Genomic DNA, 13,773 nt, shown 5'->3' with positions numbered 1-13,773 from the left:
CGCGCGGGCAACCTTACCCACGTGGCATTGTGGACAACGCCCGTGCCCGCACCAATCGTGTCCTCGAAGGAGCCCGATGTCCGCACCGAACCTCACCCGCGACCAGGCGATCGAACGCGCCGAGGTCGTATCGGTCGACAACTACCGCATCGAACTCGATCTGACCGACGGGATGAGCGAGTCAGGCCCGGAAGCGGTAGCGGAGCGTAACCATGCAGGGCCCTCGTACATCCCCAATGGACACGGGACGGGGAAACCGGGCGAGCAGACGTTCTTCTCCCGCACGACGGTGACCTTCACCGCGAAACCCGGTTCGTCCACGTTCATCGATATCGTCGCGCGGGGCGTGCGCTCGGCGGTGCTCAACGGCACCGCGCTCGATATCGCCGGCTACGACGAGTCCACCGGTATCGCGCTGCCCGACCTGGCCGAACACAACGAGCTCGTGCTCGAGGCCGACTGCGAATACTCACACACCGGTGAAGGTCTGCACCGGTTCGTCGATCCGGCCGACGACGCGGTCTACCTGTACTCCCAGTTCGAGACCGCCGACGCCAAACGGATGTTCGCCTGCTTCGACCAGCCCGACCTCAAGGCCACCTTCGATATCGAGGTCACCGCCGCGGCGGACTGGAAAGTCATCTCCAACGGCGTGGGAACCGTGGACGGCGGAAAGCACCGTTTCGCCACCACTCCGCTCATGAGCACCTACTTGGTCGCGCTCATCGCCGGGCCGTACGCCGAATGGACCGACAGCTACACCGACGACCACGGCACCATCCCGCTCGGCATCTACTGCCGCGCCTCGCTCGCCGAGTTCATGGACGCGGACCGGTTGTTCACCGAGACCAAACAGGGTTTCGGCTTCTACCACAAGAACTTCGGCGTTCCGTACGCGTTCGGCAAATACGACCAGCTGTTCGTCCCGGAGTTCAACGCCGGGGCCATGGAGAACGCGGGCGCGGTCACCTTCCTCGAGGACTACGTGTTCCGGTCCAAGGTCACCCGGGCCTCCTACGAGCGGCGCGCGGAAACCGTGCTGCACGAGATGGCGCACATGTGGTTCGGCGATCTGGTCACCATGAAGTGGTGGGACGATCTGTGGCTCAACGAATCGTTCGCGACCTTCGCCTCGGTCCTGTGCCAGGCCGAGGCCACCGAATACACCAGCGCCTGGACCACTTTCGCCAACGTCGAGAAATCGTGGGCCTACCGGCAGGACCAGCTGCCCTCCACGCACCCGATCGCCGCCGATATCCCCGACCTGGCCGCGGTGGAGGTGAACTTCGACGGCATCACCTACGCCAAGGGCGCGAGCGTGCTCAAACAACTCGTCGCCTACGTCGGACTGGAACCGTTCCTGGCCGGGCTGCGCGCCTACTTCGCCGACCACGCGTACGGCAACGCCACCTTCGACGACCTGCTGGCGGCCCTGGAGAAATCGTCGGGGCGCGATCTGTCCACCTGGGGCGCCCAATGGCTCAAGACCACCGGCCTCAACATCCTGCGGCCCGAGTTCGAAGTGGACGCCGACGGCAAGTTCACCGCCTTCTCGGTGATCCAGGAGGGGGCCGCGCCCGGGGCCGGGGAACAGCGCGTACACCGGCTGGCCGTCGGCGTCTACGACGACCAGGACGGCAAACTGGTGCGCACCGAGCGGGTGGAACTCGACCTCGAAGCAGCCGAACGCACCGAGGTGCCCGAGCTGATCGGCACCCAACGCGGCAAATTCGTGCTGATCAACGATGACGACCTCACCTACTGCTCGGTCCGCCTCGACGCCGACTCCCTCGACGTCCTGGTCAACCGGATCGCCGATATCGCCGAACCGCTCCCGCGCACCCTGGCCTGGTCCGCCGCCTGGGAGATGACCAGGCAGGCCGAGTTCCGGGCCCGGGACTTCGTGGCGCTGGTGCAGCGCGGAATCGGCGCGGAATCCGAGATCGGTGTGGTCCAGCGGCTGCTCATGCAAGCCAACACCACCCTGGGCAGCTACGCGGATCCGACGTGGGCGGACAGCACCGGCTGGCCGGACTACGCGGACCGCCTGCTCGAACTGGCGCGGAAAGCGGCTCCCGCGTCCGATCACCAGCTCGCGTTCGTCAACGCCCTCACCGGAGCGAAACTGTCCGGGCAGCACACCGAGGTACTGCGCGGACTGCTGGACGGCGATCCGGCCTCCGCCGGACTGCCCGGGCTCATCGTGGACACCGATCTGCGCTGGCGGCTGCTCACCGCTCTCGCCGCCGCCGGAGAAATCGACATCGACGGCCCCGACGACACCCCCACCATCGACGCCGAACTGCGCAACGACGAGACAGCGGCCGGTCGGCGCCAGGCGGCCACCGCCGCCGCCGCGCGCCCGCTGACGGCGGTGAAGGAAACGGCGTGGGAGACGGTGATGGGCGACGACTCGGTGCCCAACATCACCGCCCGCTCGATCGTCGCCGGCTTCGCGCGAGCAGGCCAGGACGCACTGCTGTCACCGTTCGTACAGCGGTACTTCGACGAGATCCCGGCGGTCTGGGAACGCCGATCCAGTGAGGTCGCGCAGACAGCGGTGGTCGGGCTGTACCCGGCCTGGGACATCAGCGACGAGGCCGTGGCCCGCGCCGATGAATTCCTCGGAGCCGATCACCCGCCGGCCCTGCGTCGGCTGGTGATCGAGGGCAAAGCGGGCATCGAACGCTCCCTGCGGGCCCGCGCCTTCGACAACACCTGACCGGGACGAACGAACGAACGGCGCGTCCACCCCTGATCGGGTGGACGCGCCGTTGTCGTCGGTAGCGAGCGCTCCTGCGATATCAGCGGCCGATAGCCGCCGACATCACTCGGACCGCCGAGATCAGCCCGTCGATCAACTCACCCTGCCGCAGTGAACTCAGTGCGGCGGTGACCCCGAGCTGGCATACCCGGTCGTTCGCGCGATCGGCCACATCCTTACCGGACCGGACCTCCACCGCGTGGTTGTTCGGGGAAACGGCGATGAGCACCGAATGCGCCGCCTCCGGGGTGCTGGGGAACAGAGCGTCCACGGCGGCGGCGGCATCCGGGCCGAGATCGCCGATATAGACGTTGAACCGAACCTTGGTGGCCCGAGTGGCCTCGGTGAGGACATTGTCCATGGCCAGCCGCTCGTTGTTGTCGAACGGGGCTTCCTTGAAGACGCCACCGGCCTCGTGCACACCGGAGACCCGGCCGCTGCTGGTGAGCGCGTATCCGCGCGGCAGTTCGGACTCGACCACCGCCGGCCAATTAGTACTTGCCACTTGCCCGGCCTCCGATCAACGCTTCCTTGGGTGACTCGAGGGAGTCGAACGCCACATGCGAACCATGCGACGACTCACCGGCATCGTAGGAGTGACCGTGCCCGGTGGTGACCTCGTCGGTAGCGCTCCACAGCACCGGAGCCGCGGTCCATTCCTTGCTCAGATCGAAATGGACCGGCTTCTCACCGGGCAGCGGCTTACCGAGGAACGACAAACCAGCGATTATGAGGTAGATCCCCAGCGGGATACCGGCGAAAACCGCCACTGTCTCGAGAATGCTCACCAAACAAAGGTAGACGATCCTCTGTAGTAGTTCACTGCGGGCTCGCTGTGTTTATCGGCGCCGCCTGCGGCGTCTGTCCGATGGCGCGCCTGCGGCGCGCGGGTTGCGGCCCGTCCCGCGCCGTCATCGCGCCCCGCGCGCCGACACAGTGACCGTCGTGGAAGCGAACCGGGAGGAGAACGCTTACGACGAGTTCACCGTTCGCGCCGCGACCCGCTCGCCTCGTCCATCCAGCTACCGCTCCGTCCGCCCGCGGCAGCACTCGATCCCCGCGGACGGATGTCCGCACGGTCACCAGGCAGTATTGACCAGCGAGTTCGCTGCCATCTCGAGGTAGTCGAGGAGTTGGCGGCGGTGTTCGTCGTCGAGAACCTCGGGTTCGAGTTCCGCGACCGCGATGCGCATGCACCGCAACCACGCGTCCCGCTGGATCGGGCCGATCTGGAACGGCATATGCCGCATCCGCAGCCGTGGGTGTCCGCGTTCGTCGGAGTAGGTCCGGGGGCCGCCCCAGTACTGCTCGAGGAACATCCGCAGGCGACGCTCGGCCGGTCCCAGATCCGCTTCCGGGTACATCGGCCGCAGGATCTCGTCGGCGGCGACCTCACGGTAGAAAACGGCCACCAACCGGTGGAATGTCTCGTCTCCGCCGACGGCTTCGTAGAAAGAGAGCGTGGCCTGTTCGCCCGCCGGAGTGCCGGAGGCCGGATTACCCGAAGTCATGAACCCTCTCGTTTCGCTGGATGCGCCGTCCATTGTGCCCGCGTCGGCACGGGTTCGCAGATTCGCCGGGGCACGCCTACCATCGGGGGCTCGCACCAGGCGTTTCGGGCGCGGTAGCTGCTGGGCGTCGATTCAGCGACCGTTAACCGGCCATTGTGCAAAATAACCGTGCGCTGCGGGGCTTTCCATGGTCAACTGGTTTCTGTCTCTGCCGAGATACCACATGATCTTGAAACGCAGAATTTGGGGTCGACATGAAGCAACGGACCGGCGCCCGATCACCGGAGGCGATACGCCACCGACAACTGAAGCCCGCCGACGTCCACGCTCGTGGGTCGGGGGCTCCTCCGCTGCAATTGCTGTCCGATCACGCGGTCAACCGGCACAGCGCCGATACCGCTTCCCATCCCGATCTCATCCGCTCCGAGAGCGATTCTTCCCCCCATACCCCGCCGACGCAGGCGATCAGCTGGCTCAAACGCCGCGTTCTGCTGCTCAACGCCACCTACGAACCGCTGACGGCGCTCACCGCCCGCCGCGCGATCGTGCTCCTGGTCTGTGACAAGGCCGACGCGGTACACCACGACCCCACCGGCCCGGTCCTGCACTCCGCCGGCGCCGCCGTGGTCATCCCCTCCGTCATTCGCCTGCGCACCTATGTCCGCGTCCCCTACCGCGCCCGGGTCCCGATGACCCGCGCGGCCCTCATGCAGCGCGACCGTTACCGCTGCGGATATTGCGGCAGCAAAGCCGAGACCATCGACCATGTCATCCCGCGCAGCCGGGGTGGTGAACACAGCTGGGAGAACTGCGTCGCGAGTTGCGCGCCCTGCAACCACCGCAAAGCCGACAAACTGCTCAGCGAACTGGGCTGGACCCTGCGCTCGCCGCTGGTCTCCCCGAAGGGCCCGCACTGGCGCCTGCTGTCCACGGTGAACGAACTCGACCCGGTCTGGCTGCAATACCTGGGCGAGGGCGCGGCCTGAGGCGCCGACCTCGAACGACCGGAGCGATTCTTCGATCCGGTCAGTGCGGAGTCAGGGAGAGCCCGCCGGCTCTCCGGCGGGCGACCGAGCCGTAGCGGGCATCCAGCCGCAGCCAGGTGTTGCTCGCGCGTACCCGAACGAGTTCGCCGGAGGGAATCCGCCCGGAATCCGCGCGGTCCCCCGAGTGCGGGACGAAGTCCATGGCGGTGAGCGCGAAGACCACCCGCATCGGCACCTGTACCCGGTCCTGCGCCGCGGATACCGTCACCACGGTCTGATCGAGCAGCGACACGGGTGGACCGTGGCCGGAGCCGTGCTCCCTCGCGAGGTCTGCCCCGCGTTCGGCGAGTTCCACCAGGGTGCGAGCGGGGAGATCGTCGATATGGCCGAATCCGGTATCCGGGGGCAGCGCGCCACGCCATGCGGAATCCAGGGAGTACCCGAGGTCGATCGGACCCGGGCCCCGCAGACCGGCCAGCACCGTGTCCACCCCGACCGTCGCGTCGTCGACAGCCAGCTCGGCGGTGACCGTACGGGTCGCGAGCGTCTCGAAACCGGTGGCAACCCAGGCGGCCACCAACCCTTTTCCGCGACGACGCAACCGGACCACCACCGCCGGATCGAGTCGTTGCGCCCGGTTGAGGAAGGTGGCCAGGTTCTCGCGTTCCGCCGGGTCCGCTACGGTCAGGGCGCGCTGGTCGGAGATCACGATGTGGCCGGTTCGGCCGGACCGCTCACCGATCCATCCACTGCGCCAGATATTCGCGTTCGGGCTCACTGAGGCGGCGCAACCGCTGGGTCTCGATATCGAACGCGGCGAGCTGGGTGGTGGCGGTGACCGCGGCGGGCGAGCCGGGAGCCGCGGTGGCGGCCCGCACCTCGTAGCCGACGGTGAAGTCGACCGCCCGCAACTGCTCGATCCACATCGCGATATCGAGCGGAGTGTCATCGTGGCGCAGCTGGCCCCGGTACTTCACGTGCAGATCCGCCAGGACGCATCCATCGCGCAATGCCACGGTGGGCCGGTCGTCCTCGAACAGCCACGGAATCCGCGCTTCCTCCAGCAATGTCACCATCCGAGCGTGGTTGACGTGCTGGAAGACATCCATATCGGACCAGCGCACGTGCACAGCGGTGTGGAACCGGCGCGGCGGCGCCGCGACGGCGCCCTCCGCGTCGACACCCTCTCCGTTGCGGGAAACAGCGTTCGTCACCGTGGTACCTCCGATTGGGCACCCACCCCACTCACCATGCTGCGCACCTGCCGCGCCGCGACCGACAGCGTGGCGAGATCGTGGGTTCCGGACTCGAACAGTTCCGCCAGCGCCGCGCGGGCGCGACCGAGCCGGGACTGATTCTTGGACTCCCAGTATGCAATCTTCTCGTCGGCAGTCTCCTCCGGGTCGCCGCCGGAGAGCACATCGAGGGTGAGGGAGCGCAGCGAACTGTACATATCGTCGCGCAATGCGAGGCGGGCCAAGGCATGCCAGCGGTCGCCGCGTTCCAGATGGCTGACCGCCTCGAGCAGCCAGTCGATCTTGAGATGCTCGTTCAGCGCGTAGTACAGCGCACCGACCTCATCACCGGACCGGTCGGTGATATCGGCGATATCGAGCACGTCGAGCAGCGGGAACAGATGCAGCAGTCCGAAGACCTCGGTCGCGAGATCGAGTGGCGCACCGTGCGCGACCAGGTCCGCGGCCTGGTCGGTGAGCGTGGTGACGTGATGACCGCGCAGCCAACCCGGAACCTTCGGCGCCAGTTCGCTGACGCCCTCCCGGTACCGGTTGATCTCGGCGCCGACCGCGATGGGCTGCGGGCGGTTGGTGAGCAGCCAGCGGGAGGCCCGGTCCAGGGTCCGTTTGGTCTCCAGTTCGAGCTGGTCGCGCACCCCGACGGTGGTATCTGCGGCGCGAATCCGTTCCCAGATGTCGTGCAGGCCGAAGACATCGGTGACCGCGGAGAAGGCCCGTACGGTATCGGTCGCGGTGGCGCCGACCTCCTCACCGAGCCGGAACGTATAGGTGACACCGCCGTAGTCGACCACCTCGTTGGCGATCACAGTGGTGACGATCTCCCGGCGCAAGCGATGCTTCTTGATCGCGGCACCGAACCGTTCCCGCAGCGGAGTCGGGAAGTAGCCGGGCAGCCGGGCGGCGAAGTAGGCGTTGTCGGGCAGATCGCCCGCGAGCAGATCGGCCTTGAGCGACAACTTCACATGGGCAAGCAGATTGGCCAGTTCGGGCGAGGCGAGCCCGGTGCCCTCTTCGAGCCGCCGTTTCAGCACGGCATCGGTGGGCAGTGCCTCGAGCCCGCGGTCCAGCCCACGGCGCGTCTCCAGCTCCTCGATGAGGCGCCGGTGCACATTGAGCATTCCCACCGACTCGGCCCGCGAGATTCCCATCACATAGTTCTGCGAGATATTGTCCTGCAACACCATCTGCGCGACCTCATCGGTCATCTCGGCGAGCAGCGGATTGCGATCGGCGAGCTCGAGCTCCCCCGCCGACACCACACCGTCGAGCAGAACTTTGATGTTCACCTCGTGATCGGAACAGTCCACCCCGGCCGAATTGTCCAGCGCGTCGGTGTTCATCTTCCCACCGTTACGGCTGAATTCGATCCGGCCCAGAGCGGTGGCACCGAGGTTACCGCCCTCGCCGATCACCTTCACCCGGAGTTGGTCGGCATTCACCCGAACCGCGTCGTTGGATTTGTCCCCGGCGTCGGCATTGGTTTCGTTGCTCGCCTTGATATAGGTGCCGATACCGCCGTTCCAGAGCAATTGCACCGGGGCGAGCAGAATCGCGCGGATCAGTTCGGGTGGTGAAAGTTTGACGACACCGTCCGGCAGGCCGAGCGCGGTGCGGGCCTGCGGGCTGATCGGCACCGATTTCACAGTCCGGTCGAACACGCCGCCGCCAGCACTGATCAACGAACGATCATAATCCGCCCAACTCGACCGAGCCAAACCGAACAACCGCTCACGCTCACCGAACGACGACCCCGCATCCGGATCCGGATCCAAGAAAATATGACGATGATCGAACGCCGCCACCAAACGAATATGCTCCGACAACAACATCCCGTTACCGAAAACATCCCCACTCATATCCCCCACACCCACCACAGAAAAATCCTGCGACTGAGTATCCACACCCATCTCCGCGAAATGCCGCTTCACACTCTCCCACGCCCCCCGCGCAGTAATCCCCATCGCCTTGTGGTCATAACCCGCCGAACCACCCGACGCGAACGCATCCCCCAACCAGAACCCATACCGACCCGCAACATCATTCGCGATATCGGAAAAAGTCGCCGTACCCTTATCCGCCGCCACCACCAGATACGTGTCATCACCGTCACGCCGCACCACCCGGTCCGGCGGCAGCACCTGCCCGCCGGCGAGGTCGACATTGTCGGTGATATCCAGCAGCCCGGAGATGAACGTGCGATAGCAGGCCACGCCTTCGGCCATCCGTGATTGCCGGTCGGCGGCGGCGTCGCCGGTGGCGGCCGGCGGGCGCTTCACCACGAAACCACCCTTCGCACCCACCGGCACGATCACCGCATTCTTCACCGCCTGCGCCTTCACCAGACCCAGAATCTCGGTCCGGAAATCCTCCAACCGATCCGACCAGCGCAAACCACCCCGCGCCACCGCACCGAACCGCAGATGAACACCCTCCACCCGCGGCGAATACACGAAGATCTCGTACTTCGGCCGCGGCTGCGGCAGTTCGGCGATCTGCTGCGGCTCCACCTTCACCGAGATGAAATCGCGCGGCGAGCCATCGGGATCGGTGACGTAGTAGTTGGTCCGCAAAGTGGCCAGGATCATTCCGAGGATGGCCCGCAGAATACGGTCCGCGTCCAGGCTCACCACCTGGTCGATACGTTCGCGCAAGCGTTGTTCGAGTTCGGCGGCCTGCTCCGCGGAGTGGCTGTCGGGGTCGAATCGCGCGGTGAAAAGTTGCGCGAAGAGCTTCGCCGTATCGGGATAGGTGTGCAGGACGCGGGCGATATTCACCTGGCTGTACGGGAAACTCGCCTGTTGCAGGTATTTCGCGTAAGTGCGCAGCACCGCGACCGCACGCCAGGACAGCCCGGCCCGGAGTACGAGTTCGTTCAGGCCGTCCGCCTCGGCCCGGCCGTACCAGAGCGCGTCGAACGCGTCGGTGAAGCGGTCGCGAACGCGATCGGCACTGGTGGCCCCCGGCGCGGTGAGCGTATCGGCCGCCACCTCCAGCAATTCGGCGTCGAGGTCCTGATCGAGGGCACCGTGCAGCAGTTCGGGACTCGCGAGCAGGCCGAAATCGTAGATCCAGCGTTCGGCGGCCGCACCGTTACCGTCGCGTTCGCGCCTGATCCGGTAGGGCCGTTCGTCGAGCACCTCGACACCGAGGCTCTGCAGCACGGGCAGCACCTGGCTCAGCGAGATCCCGGCGCCACCGATGTAGAGGGTGAACCGCCAGGAACCGGCCGGCGCATCGGCGATCCGGTACAGATGCTGATCGATGCTGCCCGGCGTCAACCGCTCCAAGCGGTCGATATCGGCGAGGGCGCGCCGCGCCGTGAAGTCCTGTTTGTAACCCTCCGGGAAGGCCTCGCAGTACCGGCGCACGATCCGCGGATCCAGCACCGTGGAGGCGTTCACCGCATCGTTGAGATGGTCGTCCCAGGTTCGGCTGGCCGCCGCGAGCAGGTTCTGGATCCGCAGGCGTTCGGCTTCGGAGATGTCTTCCGCTGAGGACACCCGCACCGGCTCGCCGGTATCGGCACCCGGCATCCGGATGGTGAAGTACACACTGGCGAGCTCGCTTTCGCTCACCCGTGCGGAATAGTCGATCGAGGCGCCGCCCAATTCGCGGACCAGAATGTCCTGCATCTCGAGACGGACGGCGGTTGTGTAGCGATCCCGCGGCAGATACACCATGGCCGCGACGAACCGCCCGTACGGGTCGACCCGCAGGAACAGCCGCACCTGCCGGCGCAGTCCGACATTGAGGACTGCGGCGGCCGTGCGACGCAGCGTGGCCGCGTCGGAGGAGAACAGTTCGGTGCGCGGAAAGCCCTGCATCACTTCGAGCATGGCCTGACCCGAGAACGAGTCGAGGTCGAATCCGCTGCCCTTGATGGCGGCCCGCACCCGCTGGCCGACCACGGGTATGTCCAGCACGTTCTCGTGCAGGGCGGTGACCGTGAAGACGCCGACGAACAGGTGCTCACCCCGGACCTCACCCGCGCTGTCGAGGTCGGCGACGCCGATGAAGTACGGGTACACCGCCCGCTGCATGGTCACCGGGACCAGCCCCTGGGTCATGCGCAGCAGCGGGCGCGCGCCGGTCGTGATCGGAACCTGGAATCCGGTCCCGGTCCCCGGATGCAGTACGCCCAGCGCGGAATCCGGCACCGGAACCGGCAGCGCTTCGCCGGGCTCGCTCCGATAACGGGCGTACCCGAGCAGGGTGAAATTATCGTCGGCCAGCCACCGCAGCAGGCGCGCGCAGTCGGCGGGTTCGATATCGGCCTCGGCCGCCGCCTCGGAAGCACCGGCCCGGTCCAGCCCGGACGCCAGCTGACCGAGGACGGCGTGGATGGCCTCGGTGTCGGTGCTGACCTGCCGCACATCCTTGATGACATCCGGTATGGCGGCGGCGATCTCGTCGAGCAGACGGGCGCTCGTCGCCGGGTGCAGCTGGAGATGGATCCAGGATTCGTGTCCGTCCGCGGTGCCGTTGCGGCGTAGTTCGGCTTCGTGCGGGCGAGCGGCGGTGAGCAGGCCGTCGGCGTCGCGTTCGACCGTGAAGATCGGATGGATGACTTCGCTGATGGTGCCGCCCATGCGGCCGAAGAGCGCCGTGACCGAATCGACCAGCATCGGCATATCGTCGGTGACGATCTGCACCGCCGCGCCCAGTCCCGACCCGTCGTCGGGATGGTGCACCCGCACCAGCCCTTGACCCGGCTGCCGGGTGAGGGCCAGTGTCAGGTGAGCCCGGAAGGTCAGGGTGGGTGCGGTGATCTCACAGTCCGCGTCATCGGTCCCGACGTGCCGAAAATATCCATCCTCCAGAGCGCCGAGGCCGGCACGTAGCGTGTCCGGCAACTCGGCAGCCCATGCCTCGCTGGACAATTCGGACGAGACCGTCATTTCCCACTCCCTTGAATGCGGTTGTTTCGGACACACCGACACCGATTCCCGAGGGTAGTCCCGAACCTGGGCAGCGGGAAAAATTCCGCGGCGTTACCCGCGGGTCAGCTTGCGATGTGTCACTCGATGCGGCCGCGCGGCTTCCGAACCGAGGCGCTCGATCTTGTTGGCCTCGTAGGCCTCGAAGTTGCCCTCGAACCAGAACCATTTGGCTTCGTTGTCGGCGTCACCTTCCCAAGCGAGGATATGCGTACAGGTGCGGTCCAGGAACCACCGGTCGTGGGAAATGACCACGGCGCAACCCGGGAAATGCTCCAGTGCGTTCTCCAGCGAGCCGAGGGTCTCGACGTCCAGATCGTTGGTGGGCTCGTCGAGCAGGATCAGGTTGCCGCCCTGCTTGAGGGTGAGCGCCAGGTTCAACCGGTTGCGTTCACCGCCGGAGAGCACGCCGGCCGCCTTCTGCTGGTCGGGACCCTTGAAACCGAACGCGCTCACATAGGCCCGCGACGGCATTTCCTGCTGGCCCACCTCGATGTAGTCGAGTCCGTCCGAAACGATCTGCCACACGGTTTTGTTGGGATCGATACCCGCGCGGGTCTGGTCGACGTAGCTGAGCTGTACGGTCTCGCCGACCCGGACCGTGCCGCTGTCCGGCTCCTCCAGCCCGACGATGGTCTTGAACAGGGTGGTCTTACCGACGCCGTTGGGGCCGATGACACCGACGATGCCGTTGCGCGGCAACGTGAACGACAGATCCTTGATGAGCTGCCGGTCGCCGAAGCCCTTGTCCAGATTCTCGACCTCGACCACAACGCTGCCCAGCCGCGGCCCGGCCGGGATCTGAATCTCTTCGAAATCCAGCTTCCGCATCTTCTCGGCCTCGGCGGCCATCTCCTCGTACCGGCCCAGGCGCGCCTTGTTCTTGGCCTGTCGGGCCTTGGCGCCGGACCGCACCCAGGCGAGTTCGTCCTTGAGCCGCTTCTGCAGCTTCTGGTCCTTCTTGCCCTGGACCGCGAGCCGTTCGGCCTTCTTCTCCAGGTAAGTGGAGTAGTTGCCCTCGTAGCCGATGGCCCGGCCGCGGTCGAGTTCGAGGATCCAGCCGGCGACATTGTCGAGGAAGTACCGATCGTGGGTGACCGCCAGGACAGCGCCCGGGTACCGGCCCAGGAACTGCTCGAGCCAGAGCACGCTCTCGGCGTCGAGGTGGTTGGTGGGTTCGTCGAGCAGCAGCAGATCGGGTTTGCTCAGCAGCAGCTTGCACAGCGCCACCCGGCGACGCTCACCACCGGACAGGTTGGTGACCGGCTCTTCCGGCGGCGGGCAGCGCAGGGCGTCCATCGCCTGCTCCAGCTGGGAGTCCAGATCCCACGCGTCGGCGTGATCCAGGTCCTCCTGCAATTTGCCCATCTCGTCCATGAGCTCGTCGGAGTAGTCGGTGGCCATGAGTTCGGCGATCTCGTTGAACCGGTCGAGTTTGACCTTGATCTCGCCGAGCCCCTCCTCGACATTGCCGCGGACCGTCTTCTCCTCGTTCAGCGGCGGTTCCTGCTGCAGGATCCCGACGCTGGCGCCCGGCGCGAGAAAGGCCTCGCCGTTGTTCGGCTGGTCCAATCCGGCCATGATCTTCAGTACGCTGGATTTACCGGCGCCGTTCGGACCGACAACGCCGATCTTGGCGCCGGGAAGGAAGTTCAAGGTGACATCGTCGAGCACGACCTTGTCGCCGTGCGCCTTACGAACCTTCTTCATTTGGTAGATGAACTCAGCCATAGCGATCACCCTATCCGTCACACATCGATGCGGTTTCACACGTCGGCGTTCACGGGCACATTGTCCCGCGCCGACTGCTCGACCACCTGATCGTCCTGTTCCCCCGCCACCCCGGTTTCGGCAGACGCAGCGTCCGGACCGGCGGATATATTCCCGGCCACCGGCGCGTGCCCGGGGCGCCTACGCACTACTCGAGCGGTGCAGCGCGTGAGATCCGGCCCCACGGTATGCGCCCGCATCTCCAGATCACGGCGTTCGGCGCCGTCCCGGGTGCGATATTCGTTCGACCGGAGTTGTCCCTGCACGATCACCGGGTCGCCCCGGTGGATCGACGCGTCCACCCCGGCCACGAGCCGCCGCCAGCAGCTCACCGTGAGGAACAGCATCCCATTGTCCACCCACTCGCCGGATTCGCGATCGAACCGCCGCGCGGTGCTCGCCAGCCGGAAGCTGAGCATCTGCTCTCCACTGGGCAGGTCGCGCTTCACCGGCTCGGTCACCACGGTACCGACCACGGTCGCCACTGCTTCGTACATGTCCACCCCTTCGTCGCGCCCGGCAAGTCGCCGAACATGCTCATCGTGGCCC

At 66.3% G+C, this 13,773-nt stretch carries 10 protein-coding genes; 2 read left to right on the top strand and 8 right to left on the bottom strand.

Annotation, left to right across the window (positions count from 1 at the left end; genetic code table 11):
• Positions 1–76: 76 nt before the first annotated feature.
• Complete coding sequence (gene pepN, locus OG804_RS28345; RefSeq protein ID WP_328391659.1) at positions 77–2,722, top strand: aminopeptidase N; 2,646 nt, start codon at positions 77–79, stop codon at positions 2,720–2,722.
• 82 nt (positions 2,723–2,804) lie between these two features.
• Here pepN and OG804_RS28340 read toward each other — a convergent pair whose 3' ends face one another.
• The 3 genes from OG804_RS28340 to OG804_RS28330 form a co-directional block, all read right to left on the bottom strand.
• Positions 2,805–3,269 (bottom strand): DUF5130 domain-containing protein, encoded by a 465-nt coding sequence (locus OG804_RS28340; RefSeq protein ID WP_328391657.1) that lies wholly within the window; start codon positions 3,267–3,269, stop codon positions 2,805–2,807.
• Positions 3,256–3,552: an aa3-type cytochrome oxidase subunit CtaJ gene (gene ctaJ, locus OG804_RS28335; RefSeq protein ID WP_328391655.1), complete on the bottom strand. Its 297-nt coding sequence runs from the start codon at positions 3,550–3,552 to the stop codon at positions 3,256–3,258. Before ctaJ ends, OG804_RS28340 begins: the two co-directional genes overlap by 14 nt.
• Before the next feature lie 291 nt (positions 3,553–3,843).
• Positions 3,844–4,275: a globin gene (locus OG804_RS28330; RefSeq protein WP_328391653.1), complete on the bottom strand. Its 432-nt coding sequence runs from the start codon at positions 4,273–4,275 to the stop codon at positions 3,844–3,846.
• A 254-nt stretch (positions 4,276–4,529) separates the two neighbouring features.
• Here OG804_RS28330 and OG804_RS28325 point away from each other — a divergent pair, with 254 nt between their 5' ends.
• Entirely contained in the window at positions 4,530–5,261 is a 732-nt protein-coding gene (locus tag OG804_RS28325) for an HNH endonuclease (protein WP_328391651.1), read from the top strand.
• Positions 5,262–5,301: 40 nt separating this feature from the next.
• Here the strand turns inward: OG804_RS28325 and OG804_RS28320 are convergent, their stop codons facing one another.
• The 5 genes from OG804_RS28320 to OG804_RS28300 all read right to left on the bottom strand — a co-directional run bounded on the left by OG804_RS28320 (position 5,302) and on the right by OG804_RS28300 (position 13,721).
• Positions 5,302–5,970, bottom strand: a complete 669-nt coding sequence (locus OG804_RS28320) for a hypothetical protein (RefSeq protein ID WP_328391649.1) — start codon at positions 5,968–5,970, stop codon at positions 5,302–5,304.
• 25 nt (positions 5,971–5,995) lie between these two features.
• A complete protein-coding gene (locus OG804_RS28315; RefSeq protein WP_328398791.1) occupies positions 5,996–6,391 on the bottom strand; it encodes an acyl-CoA thioesterase in 396 nt (131 codons plus the stop codon).
• Between the two features lie 80 nt (positions 6,392–6,471).
• A complete protein-coding gene (locus OG804_RS28310; RefSeq protein WP_328391647.1) occupies positions 6,472–11,415 on the bottom strand; it encodes an NAD-glutamate dehydrogenase in 4,944 nt (1,647 codons plus the stop codon).
• 93 nt (positions 11,416–11,508) lie between these two features.
• Complete coding sequence (gene ettA / locus OG804_RS28305) at positions 11,509–13,185, bottom strand: energy-dependent translational throttle protein EttA (RefSeq protein ID WP_328391645.1); 1,677 nt, start codon at positions 13,183–13,185, stop codon at positions 11,509–11,511.
• 35 nt (positions 13,186–13,220) lie between these two features.
• Positions 13,221–13,721 carry a single-stranded DNA-binding protein gene (locus OG804_RS28300; RefSeq protein ID WP_328391643.1) on the bottom strand — a complete coding sequence of 167 codons (501 nt, stop codon included), beginning with the start codon at positions 13,719–13,721 and terminating at the stop codon, positions 13,221–13,223.
• Positions 13,722–13,773: the final 52 nt, after the last annotated feature.

The organism is Nocardia sp. NBC_00416, assembly GCF_036032445.1.
GTDB lineage: Bacteria > Actinomycetota > Actinomycetes > Mycobacteriales > Mycobacteriaceae > Nocardia.
Note: the sequence above shows the minus strand (reverse complement) of the source record. Positions and strands in the feature narration are given on the sequence as shown.